This window comes from Pseudoalteromonas sp. UCD-33C (assembly GCF_001306895.1).
Classification (GTDB): Bacteria; Pseudomonadota; Gammaproteobacteria; order Enterobacterales; family Alteromonadaceae; genus Pseudoalteromonas.
Genome location: NZ_LJTB01000003.1, coordinates 230,062 through 248,612 on the forward strand (window position 1 = coordinate 230,062; position 18,551 = coordinate 248,612).

19 protein-coding genes are annotated in these 18,551 nt (G+C 36.4%); 10 read left to right on the forward strand and 9 right to left on the reverse strand.

From position 1 onward, the window contains the following. Nucleotides 1-76 precede the first annotated feature (76 nt). Nucleotides 77-862 carry a flagellin N-terminal helical domain-containing protein gene (locus AOG26_RS09140; protein WP_054562188.1) on the reverse strand — a complete coding sequence of 262 codons (786 nt, stop codon included), beginning with the start codon at nucleotides 860-862 and terminating at the stop codon, nucleotides 77-79. 193 nt (nucleotides 863-1,055) lie between these two features. Here AOG26_RS09140 and pseB point away from each other — a divergent pair, with 193 nt between their 5' ends. Genes pseB through AOG26_RS09155 form a run of 3 tightly spaced genes read left to right on the forward strand, consistent with a single transcriptional unit; the run spans nucleotide 1,056 to nucleotide 4,053 of the window. Next, nucleotides 1,056-2,057: a UDP-N-acetylglucosamine 4,6-dehydratase (inverting) gene (pseB, locus tag AOG26_RS09145; protein ID WP_054562189.1), complete on the forward strand. Its 1,002-nt coding sequence runs from the start codon at nucleotides 1,056-1,058 to the stop codon at nucleotides 2,055-2,057. Between the two features lie 9 nt (nucleotides 2,058-2,066). Further along, nucleotides 2,067-3,233: a UDP-4-amino-4,6-dideoxy-N-acetyl-beta-L-altrosamine transaminase gene (pseC, locus tag AOG26_RS09150; protein WP_054562190.1), complete on the forward strand. Its 1,167-nt coding sequence runs from the start codon at nucleotides 2,067-2,069 to the stop codon at nucleotides 3,231-3,233. Between the two features lie 19 nt (nucleotides 3,234-3,252). Continuing rightward, nucleotides 3,253-4,053 (forward strand): AAC(3) family N-acetyltransferase, encoded by an 801-nt coding sequence (locus AOG26_RS09155; protein WP_054562191.1) that lies wholly within the window; start codon nucleotides 3,253-3,255, stop codon nucleotides 4,051-4,053. 5 nt (nucleotides 4,054-4,058) lie between these two features. Here AOG26_RS09155 and AOG26_RS09160 read toward each other — a convergent pair whose 3' ends face one another. From AOG26_RS09160 to AOG26_RS09180, 5 genes are read right to left on the reverse strand one after another with little or no spacing between them, the layout of a single operon-like run. Beyond that, on the reverse strand, nucleotides 4,059-4,289 hold the full coding sequence (locus AOG26_RS09160) for an acyl carrier protein (RefSeq protein ID WP_054562192.1): 231 nt from the start codon (nucleotides 4,287-4,289) through the stop codon (nucleotides 4,059-4,061). Beyond that, nucleotides 4,279-5,685, reverse strand: a complete 1,407-nt coding sequence (locus AOG26_RS09165; protein ID WP_054562193.1) for a class I adenylate-forming enzyme family protein — start codon at nucleotides 5,683-5,685, stop codon at nucleotides 4,279-4,281. The genes AOG26_RS09160 and AOG26_RS09165 overlap by 11 nt, the downstream gene beginning before the upstream one ends. Then, a complete protein-coding gene (locus tag AOG26_RS09170) occupies nucleotides 5,685-7,184 on the reverse strand; it encodes an argininosuccinate lyase (protein ID WP_054562194.1) in 1,500 nt (499 codons plus the stop codon). Before AOG26_RS09170 ends, AOG26_RS09165 begins: the two co-directional genes overlap by 1 nt. Further along, nucleotides 7,181-7,543 carry a 2Fe-2S iron-sulfur cluster-binding protein gene (locus tag AOG26_RS09175; protein ID WP_054562195.1) on the reverse strand — a complete coding sequence of 121 codons (363 nt, stop codon included), beginning with the start codon at nucleotides 7,541-7,543 and terminating at the stop codon, nucleotides 7,181-7,183. The genes AOG26_RS09170 and AOG26_RS09175 overlap by 4 nt, the downstream gene beginning before the upstream one ends. A 3-nt stretch (nucleotides 7,544-7,546) precedes the next feature. After that, the gene (locus tag AOG26_RS09180) at nucleotides 7,547-9,184 is read right to left on the reverse strand and encodes an L-aspartate oxidase (protein ID WP_054562196.1); all 1,638 of its coding nucleotides are present in this window, start codon (nucleotides 9,182-9,184) and stop codon (nucleotides 7,547-7,549) included. Between the two features lie 145 nt (nucleotides 9,185-9,329). On the opposite strand from AOG26_RS09180, the gene AOG26_RS09185 reads away from it, so the two are divergent. From AOG26_RS09185 to AOG26_RS09215, 7 genes are all read left to right on the forward strand, one after another. Beyond that, nucleotides 9,330-10,082 carry a phosphosulfolactate synthase gene (locus AOG26_RS09185; protein WP_054562197.1) on the forward strand — a complete coding sequence of 251 codons (753 nt, stop codon included), beginning with the start codon at nucleotides 9,330-9,332 and terminating at the stop codon, nucleotides 10,080-10,082. Nucleotides 10,083-10,144: 62 nt separating this feature from the next. Next, the gene (locus tag AOG26_RS09190; RefSeq protein WP_054562198.1) at nucleotides 10,145-10,837 is read left to right on the forward strand and encodes a phosphoadenylyl-sulfate reductase; all 693 of its coding nucleotides are present in this window, start codon (nucleotides 10,145-10,147) and stop codon (nucleotides 10,835-10,837) included. Nucleotides 10,838-10,851: 14 nt separating this feature from the next. Beyond that, nucleotides 10,852-11,541 carry a pseudaminic acid cytidylyltransferase gene (gene pseF / locus AOG26_RS09195; RefSeq protein ID WP_054562199.1) on the forward strand — a complete coding sequence of 230 codons (690 nt, stop codon included), beginning with the start codon at nucleotides 10,852-10,854 and terminating at the stop codon, nucleotides 11,539-11,541. Beyond that, nucleotides 11,541-12,500: a hypothetical protein gene (locus tag AOG26_RS09200; protein WP_054562200.1), complete on the forward strand. Its 960-nt coding sequence runs from the start codon at nucleotides 11,541-11,543 to the stop codon at nucleotides 12,498-12,500. The genes pseF and AOG26_RS09200 overlap by 1 nt, the downstream gene beginning before the upstream one ends. Beyond that, nucleotides 12,497-13,390: a DapH/DapD/GlmU-related protein gene (locus tag AOG26_RS09205; protein WP_054562201.1), complete on the forward strand. Its 894-nt coding sequence runs from the start codon at nucleotides 12,497-12,499 to the stop codon at nucleotides 13,388-13,390. The genes AOG26_RS09200 and AOG26_RS09205 overlap by 4 nt, the downstream gene beginning before the upstream one ends. A gap of 4 nt (nucleotides 13,391-13,394) precedes the next feature. Beyond that, a complete protein-coding gene (pseI, locus tag AOG26_RS09210; protein WP_054562202.1) occupies nucleotides 13,395-14,450 on the forward strand; it encodes a pseudaminic acid synthase in 1,056 nt (351 codons plus the stop codon). Further along, nucleotides 14,429-15,730, forward strand: a complete 1,302-nt coding sequence (locus AOG26_RS09215) for a DUF4910 domain-containing protein (RefSeq protein WP_054562203.1) — start codon at nucleotides 14,429-14,431, stop codon at nucleotides 15,728-15,730. The genes pseI and AOG26_RS09215 overlap by 22 nt, the downstream gene beginning before the upstream one ends. Nucleotides 15,731-15,747: 17 nt before the next feature. Here AOG26_RS09215 and AOG26_RS09220 read toward each other — a convergent pair whose 3' ends face one another. Genes AOG26_RS09220 through fliS form a run of 3 tightly spaced genes read right to left on the reverse strand, consistent with a single transcriptional unit; the run spans nucleotide 15,748 to nucleotide 18,548 of the window. Continuing rightward, nucleotides 15,748-17,826, reverse strand: coding sequence for a motility associated factor glycosyltransferase family protein (locus AOG26_RS09220; RefSeq protein WP_054562204.1), 2,079 nt, complete (start codon nucleotides 17,824-17,826; stop codon nucleotides 15,748-15,750). Between the two features lie 7 nt (nucleotides 17,827-17,833). Further along, a complete protein-coding gene (locus AOG26_RS09225) occupies nucleotides 17,834-18,130 on the reverse strand; it encodes a hypothetical protein (RefSeq protein WP_055197945.1) in 297 nt (98 codons plus the stop codon). After that, nucleotides 18,120-18,548 carry a flagellar export chaperone FliS gene (fliS, locus tag AOG26_RS09230; protein ID WP_054562206.1) on the reverse strand — a complete coding sequence of 143 codons (429 nt, stop codon included), beginning with the start codon at nucleotides 18,546-18,548 and terminating at the stop codon, nucleotides 18,120-18,122. The genes AOG26_RS09225 and fliS overlap by 11 nt, the downstream gene beginning before the upstream one ends. Nucleotides 18,549-18,551 lie beyond the last annotated feature (3 nt).

Genomic DNA, 18,551 nt, shown 5'->3' on the forward strand with positions numbered 1-18,551 from the left:
GCAAGCGCTAAGCGGCAATTTATTGACATCAACGCCAAAAAATAGTCACTTAGCACTAAAATTTAATACTAAAGAATTAAAGTAAACCTAATATAGATTCGGCTGAACGATTTGCCTGACCACGTAAGGCAATCGATGCTTGCGATAAAATATCATTAGCTACTTGATCAGACACAGCTTTTGCATAGTCAGTATCTTCTATTCGGCTTTGGCTCGCAGCAATGTTCTCTCGCTGGTTGCCTAAACCTTTTATCGTACTCGCCAAGGTGTTTTGAAAAGCGCCTAGCTCAGCTCTTTGCGTGTTAATTTCTTCAGCTGCTTGGTCGCTAATATCAATCGCAGCTTGAGCTCCTGCTTGGGTTGAAATATCGATTCCTGCAATAACTGAAGCAATACTGCCATCAGATGGCGTCACTGATTGTGTGGTGTTGGCATCAGGACCAACTTGAAACGACACTTGCTCACCATCAAATAAAGGTTTACCACCGAATGTCGCATTTTCAAAGGTTTCTGATATTTGCGTTTGTAATTGCGACACTTCTTCTTGAAGTGCAGCTCTATCATTATCTGTGAGCGCACCATTACCCGCTTGAATAGACAGCTCTCGAATGCGAGAAACGGCATCATTTACACCAGATAAATTTGACTCTGTTACTTGCGAGTAAGAAATGCCATCGTACGCATTATTAATTGCTTGACTGTAGCCATCTTGCTGCGATGTTAATCTATCAATAATTTGCAGTGCAGCGGCATCATCTGCCGCTGAATTTACTTTTTTACCTGATGCTAGTTGCTCAGCAAGCTTGTTACCCGTTTGCTGAGTTTGGTTTAAAAACCCGGTATTGGGTGATTGAATTTTCATGGCGGCCTCCGACAAACCGATTGTTTAAATTATAGCTTAATTTGCCAAAATTTGCACTTTGTACCATGGTTTAGATAAATTAACTTGGCATCTGACTTGCTAGTGTATTAGTTAATAGTTAAATTACTGAGAATTGTGTCAAAATTCTCACTTTGCGTATCAAACGCCAATGAAAAATAACTCGGGTAACACTATGTTCGACAATAAAACAATTTTAATTACCGGTGGTACCGGTTCATTCGGTAAAAAATACGTCAAAACGCTTCTAGAACGCTATAAGCCAAAAAAGATCATTATCTTTTCGCGTGACGAACTCAAACAGTTTGAAATGCAGCAAGAGTTTGACCAACCGTGTATGCGTTATTTTATTGGTGATGTACGCGATAAAGAAAGGCTTCGTCGTGCTATGCGTGGTGTGAACTATGTGATTCACGCAGCAGCATTAAAACAAGTACCTGCCGCTGAATACAACCCAATGGAATGTATCAAAACCAATATTAATGGTGCTGAAAATGTCATTGATGCGGCTCTTGATAATAACGTAGAAAAAGTCATTGCACTGTCGACTGATAAAGCCGCGAACCCAATCAACTTATATGGTGCGACTAAACTTGCATCAGATAAGTTATTTGTGGCTGCTAACAATATTGCTGGCGGCCATAAAACAACCTTTGCTGTAGTAAGATACGGTAACGTAGTGTGTTCGCGTGGCTCTGTTGTGCCTATTTTCCAAAAATTTATCGACCAAGGCCGCGACCATATACCAATTACTCATGAAGAAATGACTCGCTTCTGGATTAGCCTGCAACAAGGTGTTGATTTTGTTTTAACAAACTTTGAGCGTATGTTAGGTGGCGAAATTTTCGTTCCTAAGATCCCTTCAATTCGCATTACTGATCTTGCCAAAGCAATGGCACCTGACTTACCAATTAAAATAATTGGTATTCGCCCTGGTGAAAAGTTACACGAAGTTATGTGTCCTGCCGACTTATGCTTTGAAACGTACGAATATAGCGATCACTTTGTAATCGCTCCGGGCATAAAATTCAGTAGTCGTAGCAATGATTTTACTGAAAACGCACTTGGCGAAAAAGGCGAGCAAGTTGCCCAAGGTTTCGAGTATAACTCACTCGATAACCCAGATTATATGAGCATTGAAGAAATTAAAAACTTCAATGTCCAAGCGTTACTGTAATACTGCATTATGACGAATAAGGTAATCCCTTACGGCAAACAAAATATTTCTCAAGATGACATCAACGCCGTAATTGATGTATTAAAGTCTGACTGGCTAACGCAAGGACCTGCTGTTCCGGCATTTGAAAGTGCTATTGCAGAATATTGTGGTGCTCACTATGCCTGTGCCACTAACAGTGCGACTTCAGCGTTACATATTGCTTGCCTAGCTTTAGGCGTAGGTAAAGATGACATTGTATGGACATCGCCAATCTCCTTTGTCGCCTCGAGTAACTGCGCCCTGTATTGTGGCGCAGACATCGATTTTGTTGATATCGACCTTGAAACAGGCAATATGTCTGTTGCAGCGCTTCAAGAAAAACTAACGTTAGCCAAACAAAACCAGCAACTCCCTAAAGTCGTGATCCCTGTTCATCTAGCTGGTCAGTCATGCGATATGGCAGCAATCAATGCACTTGCCAAAGAGTATGGTTTTAAGGTTATTGAAGATGCCTCGCATGCTATTGGCGCGAAGTACAAAGATAAGCCTGTTGGCAGCTGTGTTTATTCAGATATTACTGTGTTTAGCTTTCATCCAGTCAAGATAATTACATCTGCTGAAGGGGGTATGGCGGTTACCAACTGCGCTGAGCTCAACAAAAAAATGAGCCGCTTGCGAAGTCATGGTATTACTAATATTCCTGAAGAAATGACCGAGCCAAGTCACGGCCCTTGGTATTATCAACAGTTAGAGCTTGGTTTTAATTATAGAATGACTGATATGCAAGCCGCTTTAGGACTGAGTCAGTTAAAGCAGCTAGACAACTTTGTATCAGTGCGAAACGACATTGCAACAACATATAACCATGCATTTGCAAACTCAACGGTAGCTCATTTAAAACAATCGGATGATTGTTACTCTAGCTACCATTTATATATTGTTCGTTTAACGCAGTGTGAAGTAGAAAAACACAAGTCAGTCATTACAGGCATGCGCGAGCAAGGAATTATTGCTCACTTGCATTATATACCGATCCATTTACAGCCTTATTATCAAGCTTTAGGCTTTTCGGAAGGTGATTTTCCTAATGCAGAAAGCTACTACAAACAGGCTGTTACTATTCCTCTGCATCCAACTATGGCAGCAGATCAGCAAAAAGCTGTAATTACGGCATTCTTTAACCTAGTGAATTAAACAAGGAATTAGAGCTTTCATGTTAGCAGACATATCTTACGAAAGTTTAAAACAGGCATACTCTTCTGTTGGTATCACAGAAGGAAAAGTTGTTTATGTTACTGGAGATATCACAAAAGTTGGTATTTCTCTTTCTTTGAGTAAGTTCGAGCTGTTAAATTTACACCTTAAAGTGATTATGGATTTGATAGGCCCAGAAGGTACAATTGTAGTGCCAACCCATAGCTTTTCACTTTGTAATACTAACATTCCATTTTCACTAAAAAATACACCTTCTGAAACCGGTGCTTTTAGCGAATTTATCAGAAATCAAGCAGGAAGCATTAGACAGCTTCACCCTTTTTCGTCTCGCACTGCTATAGGAAAAGAAGCTTCTTATATTTGCGAAAACACAGCTCCTCATAGTTATGGTATGCACACTCCTTTTTCAAGGATGCTGGAGCTTGACAGTATGTTTATTTCCGTAGGTATTCACCCAAAACAAATTGTCAGCCTTGTTCACCAATGTGAGTCTGACATGAATGTACCTTACAGATATACAAAAGAGTTCATACACCCAATTGAAACTGGGCAGCACACAGAAATGAAAGCTTTTTATCATCTAGTAACATATTTAAACTGCGATATAAAAAGAGATAAAAATGTCAAAATATTTGAAAATTTCGAAAAAAAATTTAAATTAAATCACTCTAAAATGTGCCATGGCAGCGTCTGGGGCTTCAATATGAGAGAGTTTTATAAAGCAACGACTGAGCTGATGAGAGATGATATTTACAGTTGGCTTGCGGAGCCACCGAATAGTCGCCCCTACCAAGCTTAATGCATTTATTTATTATCTAAAAACTCTATTAACTCAGAAACAGTACCTAACTTAGACAACTGTTCATCGTTGATGTCTATACCTAGCTCTCTCTTAATTTTTAAGACTATAGTCATAACATCTATAGAATCCAGTCCAAGTTCAGCAAAGCTTGATGAAAAATCCGCTTCGTTACTAAGATCCACACTTGGGTTTTGAATTAAAATTAACTCTTTTATGATTTGTTTATTTTTCATATTGCTCACATAAATGCTTTTTAATTAATGCTCTACTTACTTTACCAGAACGTGTTCGTGGTAGCTCACTTAATGTAAATAGCTTATTCGGTCTAAAATTTGAATCAGTATCTTTCAAATGTTTTGCTACATCCTTAAGAGTTACTTTAGTTTCTCCTTCTACACATAAAACAATAATACTATCTTTAACTTTACTGGGATCTTCCATACCAAGTACTGTAAAAGCATTGCTCTTAAATAACGTCACCAGTTTAGATTCTATTTCATCAGGGTGCACTAAAACACCATTATAATTTATTACATCATCACTTCTTCCTGAAAAGACTAGATAACCTTGCTCATCTAAGTACCCAACATCAGAAGTTATAAACCAACCATCTTGAAGCTGACTATTCCATAGCTCATCATCGAGATACCCTAAGCATAAATTACTTCCTCTAATTGCTATTCGCCCACTTTCGAAAGGGGGTAAAGCACAGCCTTGCTCATCAATAATTTTTAACTCAGAGCATTCTGAAGCAGGTCCTTCGGTCTTAACCTTATCTAAATTACGGTTTAGCTCAAAGAATGTTACTCGCATAGCTTCACTTAACCCATAATGGAGAAATATTCTTGTTTTAGGCAGTGAATTACATAATTCAATTCGGAAAAAGTGATCAAATCTCATCGCGCCAGTTTGTAGCCATTTTAGGTTGTCTGCAACTGCCGCCAACTCACTTTTGCCTACTTGTAGTAAAGCTGCTAACAAAGAAGGTGCCGTTGATAATGCATTACAATCATACTTACTAAACAATGATGAAATTGATAAAGGATTACTAAGCTGAGTTGGTAGTACAATTCTTCCGCCGGCCATCAGGACACTATGGCATCGCCCAAAACCAAATGCATGATCTATTGAAGCAAAAACTAATTCTGCAATTCCTTCATCAACCTCCATCTTACTATTCATGAATGCACAAATATCGTTGATGCCACACTGAGATAGTCTTACCCCTTTCAATTTGCTGGAAGTCGTTCCAGAAGTAAAAATAACCATAGCTTCTTGATCAAATGAAACATCAATATTCGTTGACTCTAATTGAGGGTAAGATTCAATAAACAATGCAGCATCACTAGTTTCCAATGCCCCCTGTAGTCTCTGTGGATCAATAAAGGGAATAGGCACTATGCTAACCCCACATTTTGCACCAGCATAATAAGAAAAAAGAAGCTCAACAGGTGAAAAATTTGATACTGCGACTCTTTGACTAGGCTTGATATTTTTTGATTTTAAAAAAGTAGCGAATTTGTCTATTTCAGTATGAAACTCATCATAGCTATATTCTTTATCGTCAAATGAAACCGCTATTTTCGTACCTTTTTTGTTAGCTATTTCTGTATAAATACTTGTTAACATTATTTGTCCTTTAGCTCATTCAAAAAGAGGTTCACTTTTTTCACAAAGCGCTCATTGAAAGATGACATTCTATAATTTCCTTGAAACGAATGTGCCTTAGCTATACTGTTTTTACTGTCCTGAACCATTAATTGGACTTGCTCGGGGTTTGCACTACCAAGTCCTTTCCTTAAAGAAATAAGAGAAGGTATGTCAATGTTAGAATTAAATACCTGATCTGGAATGTTTGGCAAATCAATATTCAACTGCTGTGCTGCTAACTTTATACTATCAAGAGTAAAACCATCTTGCTCTTCATCACAAGCATTCCTTACTGCCCTACCGATGATTTTATGAGCACTACGATTATCTAAGTCCGAAAATTTGACCAACATATCGCATAAGTCTGTTGCAACAATAAATTTGTCAGCTGCAGCTTCTGCAAGCTTATCCTTGTTAAATTTAGATGTAGATAAAATCCCGGCAAAAAGATCGACACACTGAATAGCATAATCTAAAGCCTTTGGTAGCTCTCCATAAGCATAGAGTCGGTTATCAGGCTGCCCACTAATAGTCTGATTTGTAGATAAAATATTTGTCATCATGCCATTAAAGGTTCTAGCTTGACCGCGAATGAATGCTAACCCATATGGGTTTTTCTTTTGTGGCATTATGACACTTGTGCGGGTAAAGCCATCAGCTAACTCAAGATAAGAGAATTCTGCGCTATTCCAAATTATAAACTCTTCACTGATTCGATTTAAGCTTGTCATTATCGAACAAAGACTCGTCATCACATCTATACACATATCTGGTGCCCACATCGCATCCCGAGTGTGAGTTAATATGCCATCAAATTCCAGCAACTCGGCAATAAACTCTCGATTCATCTCAATTTGAGAGCCATTAACACTCCCTGAACATGCAGGAGATAAATTCACCATTTTTATAGCTGTTTCTACGCGACTAATGTCTCTTAATAGCGGTCTTTGAAACCCTTGTAAATAATGGGCTAAGGTAGTCGGCTGTGCATGTTGTAAATAGGTAAAGTCTGCCATAAAAGTATTTAAATGCTGTGAAACAACTTGATTAAATACCTCACATAACTGAATTAACTTTTCATGAAGGCAAAATAATTTTTCGCGACAAACCATTTGCCAAGCTATTGTACTAGCTTCCCTTCGAGCACGTCCGATGTGGACATAACCACTATCAGGACCAATATGCTGTTGCAAATATTTATCTCTATTATTGTAACTATCTCCTACTGCAGGATCTAAGGGAATGTTTTCAGTTCCTTGTAGGTGGACTTCAAGAAGGCCTGATAGCAACTTTCTTCCTTTCGATGAAGAAATTACTCCCCCTTGAATTAAAGTCATGACATGACTCATATCCGCTATACTTAAGTTGCTCATAATATATGGGCTACATTCAAGTTCATATTGAAATGCACTGTTATATAAGCGTTGATCTGGACCTTCTTTAAAGCGAGAACCCGCACCTAAAAAACTATTACTCATTTTTTCACCTCTATTTCTGAACAGTTTTCAAACTGCGGCTCAACTATTAGGTCACGAACAACTTTCGTGCAATTGTAAGGGGTTATTTCAAGCTCATTGCCAAATTCGGAAACTAACTTTGCTACATTTTCACTGCAAGCTAACATCACTTTGCCATTAACTTTTAAACGACAACTACCACACAACCCTATTCGGCAGTTTTTATCGAAAGCCAGAGTGCTATCAAATTCATACAGAACTCTCATAAGCAAATCGAGAAGAGTCTGTTCATTGCTATAGCTAAGAGTAAAAGGTTGTAAGATTGATGGACTCACTGTTTCTTTGTTAAAACGATAAATGTTTAATGTTATTGTGTTCATTAATTATGAAATCCTAATTAACTCACATGCCATTCCACCTGACTCGTGTTTATAGGTTAGTGTAGCCATTTCAAAAAAATTGCCTTCTGATGGGAAGTCATCACGATAATGTGCACCTCTTGATTCAGGCCTACAAAGAGCCGCGCGACATATAGCCTCTGAGATTAAAAGCATATTTTTAAGTTCAATATATTGTTTTATTTGCTGATTATAAAAATGAGTGCGGTCGCTGATTTTTATATCTAAATACCTTTGATTCAAGTCGGCTAATATTTTCAACTGCTCTTTCAACCCATTTTCATTTCTTATTACTCCAACGTTTTGAGACATTGTCGTTTTCAAAGTACTCAGAATTTCTCCCATCGTTTCTTTGCTATCCCCAAACGGAAAAGTGAACTCCTTGAAAGAGGCACTTTGGTAATTGGCCTTTTTTTGGAGCTTTGCAGCATTTTGTCCAGCGAGACGACCAAAGACAACCACTTCAAGCAATGAATTCCCACCGATCCGGTTTGCACCATGTACACCATTACAAGCTGCTTCACCCGCAACAAATAAGCCATTTATTATATCGCCCATATAGTTAAGAACTTGACCATTAATATTACAACTAACCCCCCCCATTAAATAATGAGCTGAAGGTATTATAGAAATTTTATCCTTAGTTACATCAGCATTAAGGTAAGTAGCCGCTATCAAAGAAGCTTCCTTCAAAGCAAACTTTTTTTCCTCTGGAATGTTTGTTAAGTCAAGATAGAGCTCAGAGCCTGGGTGATTACTTAATTCTTTTGCAATTGCTATAGACACTTTATCTCTACCAGCCAACTCCTTTTTCTCTGGATAGTAACGTGACATAACATTGTCATTTGAAATTGAGACTATTTTACCACCAGCACCAAGTACAGGTTCAGGTATTTGTATACCACTATTTCGTAAACCCAAAGGGTGGAACTGAACAAATTCCATATGCCTTAAAGCAGCACCAGCATTGAATGCGAGGGACAGACCATCACCAGTTGTAGAAACAGCATTTGTATTATATTTATAGCTATTCAAACCTCCTCCAGTTGACAATACCACTGAATTAGCAAAAATCTTGAATAGCTGAGTATTCCGCAAGTGTAAAACTTGAGCGCCAATAACTTGACGACTTTCTTGGATTAACTCTACAGCCATCATCTGATCTAGTAAGGTGATCTGTTCATTCTTTTTTATTTGCTTGATTAAAGCGACCATAATCGCAAGCCCGGTCCTATCTTTACTAAAGCAAGCTCTGGGAATATTAGAACCTCCGAAGGCTTTGTTTTTGTAGTGCCCTGACTCATCTTTACTAAACTGCACACCTAATTTTTCTAACCAATGAAGATTTTCAGGAGCAGACTCGCACATATACTCAATACAATCTTTACTAGCAACTCCTCTACCCGCATTAAGACAGTCATTTATATGAGCAAAAGCATCGGGTTCATTTATGGCAACATTTACTCCTCCTCTGGCACTGACAGAGTGAGAGTGTAGAGGCGGAATCTTTGATATTAAAATTACTTTCTTACCTGCATAAGCTGCCTCTAACGCAGCGCAACAACCAGCAATGCCTGCACCGATAACTAAAACTTCAGCATTAAGTGATGTTAATTTACTCAACTAAGCTCCTAGATATCAAATCAGTTAAAAAATAAGTATTTTTGCTAAAACCTAATCTATTATGAAGTAAAATAAAACAAACAGATACAGTAATTCAGGCATAGATAATGCTTAAGTTATCATATATTTTAAAAAAGGATTAGATATGAAACTCATCGACCAAAGACCAACTAAACCGCGCCAAACAGGTAAAACTAATGTGCTTGATAAGGGGTTGGGTTTAGAGCAGCTCAAAATGCAATTAGAAGCCTGCGGTGAATTCATAGATGTTATCAAGCTTGGCTGGGGAACATCATTAGTCACTCCCAATTTAGAAGCAAAATTAGATTTAATAAAATCTCATGGTATAGAACCTTGCCTTGGTGGTACCTTATTCGAATATTGTTACTTAACTAATAAAGTGGATGAATACATCGATTTTCTTAAACAACATAAATTATCTTTAATTGAAATATCTGACGGTACAATTTCAATCCCACAAAAAGAAAAAAACGAACTAATTAGCCGATTTGCAAAAGACTTTACTGTGCTTTCTGAAGTGGGCAGTAAAGATGATAAGGTGGTTGTGTCTCCATCAAAATGGGTAGAGCAAATAAAAAGTGAAATTAATGCTGGGGCAAAAAGTATAATTTTAGAAGGAAGAGAAAGTGGAACAGCTGGCTTATATCGAGGTGATGGCGAAATAAGAATGGGATTAGTAGAGGAAGTAATGGAATCAGGTGTTGAAATCGACAAATTAATCTTTGAAGCTCCCAAAAAAGCCCACCAAGTTTTCATGATTAAGCAATATGGCCGTGATGTAAATATGGGAAATATTGCATATGAAGATGTTATCTCTCTAGAAACACTTAGACTAGGATTGCGCTCTGATACTTTGTGCTCAATTCATCTCAAATAAATATTTCTAAACTTCGGCCGATATAATTAGAGGTAATTTAATTCTGTAGTGATGGAGTTATGATGTTGGATACAAATATAGATATCGACTTAATCAATAAACGCATGGTTAGCTGGACAGCTAGCCAACGTATAGGTTGGGCTCTAACAAACTTACCTAAACAACATATCGTAAGTACTAGTTTTGGTGCCCAAGCTGCTGTTATGCTTCATTTAATGACATTACATAAGCCTGATATTTTAGTTGTTTTTATTGATACAGGTTACCTATTTGATGAGACAATTGAATTTTCAAAACATCTAACATCTACACTTAACTTAAATTTGAAAACATTTAGGCCATTACTTGATAGAGAAAAGTACGAAAAAAAATTTGGAAAAGTTTGGGAAAATGGTTTAGAAGGCTTGGAACTTTACAATCAAAACCGGAAAGTCGAGCCCATGCAACGTGCATTAAATGATTTACATGCAGCAACATGGTTCTCCGGGATAAGGAAGGAACAGTCACCCACACGTGACCAAAAAAAGTTCATTGAATTATCAAATAATCGATACAAAGTGTCTCCTATTTTAGATTGGACCTCTAAAGATATTGATAGCTACATAAAAGATAACTCTCTAGATTACAACCCTCTTTGGCATAAGGGATATGTTTCAATCGGTGATACTCACACTACTAAATCAATATATGAAGTAGAGAGCATAGAACAAACACGTTTTTTTGGATTAAAGCGTGAGTGTGGCTTACACGAATAACGACTGGACAATAAATGAAAATAGCGATCATTCCTGCCCGTGGTGGGAGTAAGAGAATACCCAAAAAAAATATTAAGCTGTTCTGCGGTAAACCTATTATCGGGTACGCAATAACAACAGCTATCAGCAGTGGTTTATTTGACAAGGTGGTTGTATCTACTGACTGTTTTGAAATAGCTGAAATAGCAAAGCAATTTGGTGCTGAGGTTCCCTTCATGCGTGACCCTGCACTCGCTGATGATTTCGCTCCTACCAGAGAGGTAGTTCAAGATGCCTTAAACTTTTTTGAGCAAACACAAAGCATTGATTACATTTGCTGTATTTACCCAACTACTCCATTTATAAATCCAGAACAGCTGATAAATTCATTCAATATGCTCAATCAGTCAAACAAGAAAAATGCTTGCTTCAGCGCTACTGAATTTCATTACAGCCCATATAGGGGGTTTACCCAGACAGAAAACGGACTTGAGCTTTTATTTCCTCAACACGTCAGCAACAGATCGCAAGATTTACAAAAAGCTTACCATGATGCTGGACAATTTTATTGGTACAAAACAATCAACGATAAGGAAATTAAAAAAGTAATAGATTCATCTGACGCACTAATACATATATTACCTCACTATTTAGTTCATGATATAGATACTCAAGATGATTGGGTTAGAGCTGAATTGTATTATAAAGCAATGAAACAGAATTAATGGCTATTGGATTTAACTTTGATGCTAACTCAAGTGTTGGTTATGGGCACCTTAATCGATGCAATGAAATTGCTAAAGAACTAAAAAAAAGAAAACAAAAAACCATTGCAATTGTCGGAAAAAATTTCAATAACTCATTTATAGATCTACACTTTGATGAGGTCATAAAAATAAATAATAGCTTTTCAGATGCTGGTGAAATTGCGCAAATATGTATTGAAAAGAGTATTCCCAAACTTTTAATTGATCATTATCAATGTGATGTGATCTTCCAAGAAACTCTAACTTCCTATGGGATTGTATTTGGTCAATATGATTTTAAGTGTGAAGGAAGTTATTTAGGTAAATTTGTAATAAATATAAACCCTTGTGCGAATAAAGACTGGTACAACAAGGCGGTACTAAATAGAGAAACCAAGCTGCTTTGCGGCGCTAAATTTGCCATCATAAACCCTAATTTGGTTACTAAACCTTTAGAGGGTGAGGGTGTATTTGTTTGCATGGGCGGCGGTAATGATAATGGTGTTGCCGCCAGCATAATCGACCAAATTAATAGGGTATACAAAGGTGAGATTCACCTTGTTGCGTCATCCTTATCTAGCTCAATTCCTTTAGTTGAGAAACTAAACAACGCTAACATTACAACTCATGTCGACTTAAGTGATTATTCAGAAGTAATAAAACGCTGTCATTATGCTATTGTTTCTGCAGGCACCTTAAGCTATGAAATGGCATATATTGGTATACCATTTAGTTGTGGTTACTTCGCTGAGAATCAAATAAAAATAGCTAACTCTTGGCAACAATCAGGCTTAGCACATAGTTTAGGTTGTCTAACAAACAAAATAAGTGGGCAACCCTTCAAGGAACTTCTGAATAACATTTCTCTTAAAAAACCACGAAAGCCACTTATAGATGGGTTAGCAGCAAAAAGAATAGCAGAGGTATTGCTTACATGACCAAAATCCCTTTAAACGAACTTTTATCTGTATTTGATGATATTAAAACACAGAATATTCATAGTGACATTCAAGCAAAATGTACAGATTTTTGTTGGGGAACAGGAGATGAATGCATCGTACTCGCAGCAAATAAAAAATACTTCCAACAAGCTATAAACAATAGCAATGTGGCTTGCATAATTGCTCCTGAAGTAATCATTCAGACTGATAAAGCGGTGATAACAACTAATAGATTCGATGATCTATTTCATTACATTCATAATACTTACTTCTCAACAAAAGAATTAATAACCCACTATGTGAGCCCAACAGCTTCAATTAGTGAAAATGCTGTTATTTGCCCTCCTGTTCACATTGGTCATAATACAACCATTTGTTCAGGAGCATATATTGGAAAAAACACGGTGTTAAATGATGATGCATACATAGCCCAAAACTGCACTATTAGCACCGAAGGAATGCTTGCGAAGTCAATAAATGGCATAAAAAAGCATATTACTCATTATGGTTCAGTCATTATTGGTAAAGGATGCTACATACATGCAAATTCAAACATTTCAAAAGGATTGTTTTACTCGGGAAAAACACTTATCGGTGATTATTGCCACATAGGAATTGGCGTAAACATTGCTCATGATGTTGTTATCGGACAATCCACAGAAATTAGTGGTAACTCAAATATTGCTGGTAGATCAACGATAGGAAGTGATGTGTGGATTGGCGCCAATTGTACGATATCAAACTGGGTTAAAATTGGAGATAAAGCAAAGGTTAGAATTGGTTCAACTGTTGTATGTGATATACCCGAAAAAGCTGATGTTTCGGGTAACTTTGCAATAAAACACACTATTAACCTCAGAAAATTCATAGAAGACCAGGCAAACTAACACTATGTTTAATAAATCAATTGTAATAGATAATTTCAACATTCAAAACCACTCGAAACCTTATTTAATTGCAGAGATATCAGGTAATCATGACAATGAGATTGATCGTGCTAAGAAGTTAATATTAGCAGCGAAAGAAAATGGTTTTGATGCTGTAAAAATTCAATACTTTACTGCTAATGATATGACATTGGATATCAGTGAAGGTGACTTCATTGTAAAAAGTGGTTTGTGGAAAGACCGTAGCTTGTTTGAACTTTATGAACAAGGCGCAACCCCTAAGGAGTGGCTCCCCATTTTATTTGATTATGCGAAAGAGATAGGTATCACTCTATTTTCTTCCGTATTTTCTCATGAGGGACTTTGTATTTTAGAAGAGTTAGGCTGCCCTGCATACAAAATTGCTTCTTTTGAAGCAATGGACCTAGATTTAATTGAGGCGGCTGCTAAAACGCAAAAACCTGTGATTATTTCAACCGGTATCATAGATAAAGTTGGGATAGAAGAGGTATTAGACACATGTAAAAAAGTAAGGAATAGAAATATCGGTTTAATGCATTGTATAAGTAACTACCCTGCCCCTTATGACAAATTTAACTTAGCAACAATCACTGATATGCAACAAAGCTTTGATATCCCTATTGGGCTTTCTGACCATAGTACGGATGAAATATGTTCTCTTATTGCTATTGCCAACGGCGCTTCGATGATCGAAAAGCATATTACCGTGAGTCAAAAAGACGGAGCAATTGACTCTGAGTTTTCTTTACCTATTTCCCTAATGAAAGAATTCACCGATAAATTACGAAACGGTTTCGCTACTATTGGTAAGGTTGACTACAGTAACTCGTCACCACGCAAAAACTTCCGGTCACTATATGCTGTTAAAGATATCCCAAAAGGACGACTTATCACTAGTGACATGATAAGAAGTATTCGTCCTGGCCATGGTCTAGCCCCAAAAAATAAAAACAAAGTATTAAAGTGCACAGCAAAACAAAATATTAATGCAGGAACCCCTTTAGATTGGAGTCTACTATGTCAAACTTTAAAGAATTAGACGGAAAAGCACTACATCAAATCGCAAAGGAGTTATTTCCTATTTGCAGAAGTATTACCGGTAATGGTGTTAGAAAGACTTTAGATATTATTGATGATTATATTGAAGGGTACTCATTAGTTAAGCATGAAGTACGTTCTGGTACCCAAGTATTTGATTGGACTGTTCCTAAAGAGTGGAGTATTGAAGAAGCGTGGATAAAAGATTCTAAAGGGAATACTGTAGTAGATTTTAAAGACTCAAATTTACATGTACTTGGCTACTCAACCCAAGTCGACAAAATAATCCCGCTTAATGAGCTACAAGAACATTTGCATTCATTGCCTGAACAGCCTGAAGCAATTCCTTACGTTACATCTTATTATGAGCCTCGATGGGGTTTTTGCATAACAGACAAACAAAGAAAGTCTCTAACTGAAGATGATTACCACGTATTCATTAACAGTCATCATTTTGATGGTTCTTTAACCTATGCAGAACTTCTTATCCCGGGTAAAAGTGAAAAGGAAATTTTAATATCTAGTTATGTTTGTCACCCCTCACTCGCAAATAATGAGCTTTCAGGCCCCCTTGTCTCTTTGGCTTTGATCAACTGGTTAGCAAAAAATGAGAATAACTTTTATAGTTATCGCTTTGTTTTCACAACGGAGACTATTGGCACAATCACCTATTTAAGCCGTAATTTAGAACATTTAAAAAGTAATATTGCTGCAGGCTTAGTTTTAACATGCATAGGGGATGACGGTGACTATTCAACTGTACAATCACGTTATGGTGATAACTTGAGTGACAAAGTCGTTCAAAAGGTATTAAGTGAAAACTATAAAAATGACGCAAAGATATACTCTTTTTTAAAAAGAGGAAGTGATGAACGCCAGTATTGTGCACCCAATATCGATTTACCAATTACTTCTATAATGAGGACAAAGTATGGAGTTTATCCTGAGTACCATACTTCATTAGATGACTTAACTTTTATGACCCCCTCTGGTTTAAAAGGTGGGCTAGACTTTGCCAAGAAGTGTGTTCAATTATTTGAAAAAAACCACAAGTACATTACAACTAAGTTATGTGAACCTAAATTAAGCAAATATAACTTATACCCAACTCTTAGCAAAAAAGGTTCATCAAATGTTGCGAGGAATCTTCTTAATGTTTTAGCTTACTGTGATGGAAAAAATGATGTTATAGACCTGGCTAACATTCTTGGAATCAGCACTGATGAGATTATAAACTTAATAAAGATTGCGTTAGAAAATAAATTAATAGAAGCGCTTTGAATAAAGCGCTTCTTTCTTTACTCCAGTCCCCAGTCACATGGCTTATCATAACTTTCAGGAAAATCAGCTTCAATCTCGTCTAAATACTCATTCCACATATCTAGACCCTCTTTAAACCAATTAAGTGTTAAATTATCATCCTCATAGCTATATAAAAGAGTTATCAATGGGCAATGATAATATAACAAAGAGCCTTTGAATAATTGAAAGTAGTAACTATAACGCCCCCCTCTCAAAGAATATACATACCTCGATTGACGCCGAAGAATATCTAAACAATCTTGGCGACTCGAAAAGCTAGATAGAGATATATCTTTTATGTTTTTTGCTATAGTAGAGAAAGCTTTTAAGTCAAGCATTTGATAATCATCATCCTTTACTGACTCACTGATAAACTGAGTATTTTTTATATATTCAACAACCTCGTTTTTATCTGTAGAAAGGCTAGGGATTAAGACTTCTTCTTCAGTTAATGGATAAGCTCCTTTTAGTTTTGCACCATGGCCAACATTGAAGTAATTAGAGTTTGGTTTATGTTTAATTAATAATTCCATTTGATTTTTAGAAACCATATAGAAATTATTTGCATAAACTATGTTCCCAAGATTCCCTTCGACTTCATGATCGTAACCGCTGTGAGGCTTAAACTGACGTTTTAAAGAAGAATCATTGTAAATAGAGTACTTAGAATGATGCTCCCCAGAACCTGTTATCGCATTATCCACACCAATTAAATAGATATTTTTGAACCCAAACGAACTAGCATAAGACAATGCTGTATTTGCAACTAAAGGGTTTGAATAGGGAATTATTTCTCTACGCAACAATCCATTCCCTATTCTAGCCAGAGCATAATAATCTGAACCTGCTTCGTTCCCCTTTATTGCAAGGCCTGTCCATTTATAAAGCTCAGGAGTATGTGAGTAGATAACATTAGTTGTTAATAAATTTAAATCGGAATAATCTTCTTTCTTTTGAGTCTCAAGCAAAATTTCATAATTACGTTTAGGACGCTCGATTAAAACATGAAAGTCTGGCTTTATACCCATTTTAAGCAGTGAACCTAAGGCGGTTCCTGCAGCCAAAATAATTGCATTATCTTTATTTTGTCTTAGTAATTCTTCCGCACTATCTAATGATGGTCCATTACCCACGACAAAAACAGGTATTTCAGCTACATCATCAGCTACAACATTATCACTTATCCAAAATGGCAAGTTACTATTCATATGTTTAATTGTATGAGCTATGCTAGTAACAGCATCATTGTAAAAACCAAAGCCGTTCTGAAATTGATAAAACTGCTTAAAGAAATTTGAAATTAATGAGTTTAATTCATTATTTGGGTAGTGTTGGTAGCAAAAGGTTTTAGATATTGAGAAAGCCCCAATATCTTGTACAACTTTGTAAAGTGAATCAAAGAAGTTTTCATAGCTAATTCCTAGATGTATAAATAAACAACCTAATGAATCATCTACTCTTTGAATAATTACATCCCACTCTATACAAAACAGGCTCGCAAAAAAAAGCTCAAAGTCAGGTTCCACGATGTGGATATAATCAAACTCAACCTTATTAAGCAAATACTCAAGGTGATATCCTAAACCAATGCCAAAAATCATTGCGCTAGGGAAGCGATCTGGCAGTCGTTTCAATGTATCAGGTTTTTGTTCTCTTATATTAGCTAGTAATTCACTAATTTTATTCATGTATTTAACATGAATGCGATTGTCTTTCTTCTTTTTTCTGAAGTCATATTTAACCGCACTAATAGCAGGTTTATTTAGGTTTCTTTCAACTTGTTCAACGCATTGGGTGTAAGGATTATCATTATATAAAGGTACTTTTTCGCCTTTTTTAACAAAATTTGCTTTAAGCTCTCGAGTTACATGTAAACAAAAGTCATCCCGAGTTTTATAGTTTTTAATCGCTTGCGCAATTTCAGGGTAGTATTTTTCAAAAGCAGTTACATTATTAGCAAACCGAATATTAGCTTGCTCTGCAAACTTCTCTTCATTTATCTGTTGCTGCAAAGAACTATCAAGTTTTTCTGCTAGCGATTCTATTTGCTGCTCTAAGCTCGATTCTTTAGTCATAAGGCTCTTATTTTATACTTTTATAAATGTCTAATTTTTTTTGAGTTTTGAGATGTGTGCCCAATGATTTTGCAGTATCTGCCTTCAAAGAAGCTACTTTCGTTATCAAGTTATTAAAATCATTTAAAATTGATTCAAGACGACTAACATCTGTATTTGACATATCAGATGATGCAAAGCATTGTTCCAGTAATTTTTCAATCTGTTTAGTATTTGCTACAGCCTCGTCAAAATGCATATTTTCAATATTTTTTAACAAAGAACAGAGGCAAATATCTAGTTTATCTAAGCGTTCAGCCAACATTAGCATCAACACCGTTTTCACTCAGTGTCTGCTGACGAATATCATTAGGAATTGAATCCCATGCTGATTTGATTTCTTTTAATAAGCTCGAAACTTCATCTATGATGGTAGGATCATTCTTAATGCTCGCATCAAGAAGGCGGTCTAGCATATATGAGTATAATGCATAGAGGTTTTCTGTAACCTCACCACCCACTTCAAAATCTAAGCATCCTCTTAATGCTTCAATAATTGCAGATGCCTTAGATAAATGCTCACTTTTAGCTTCAAGATGCTTTTTCTCAATTGCAACTTTTGCTAATACCATTTTTTCTAAAGCACCAGCCATTAACATTTGGATTATTTCATAACGATCAGCACCTGCAACTCGAGTTTTAAGTGCTTCTTTCTGATAATTTCTTACTTTTGCATTATACATAAT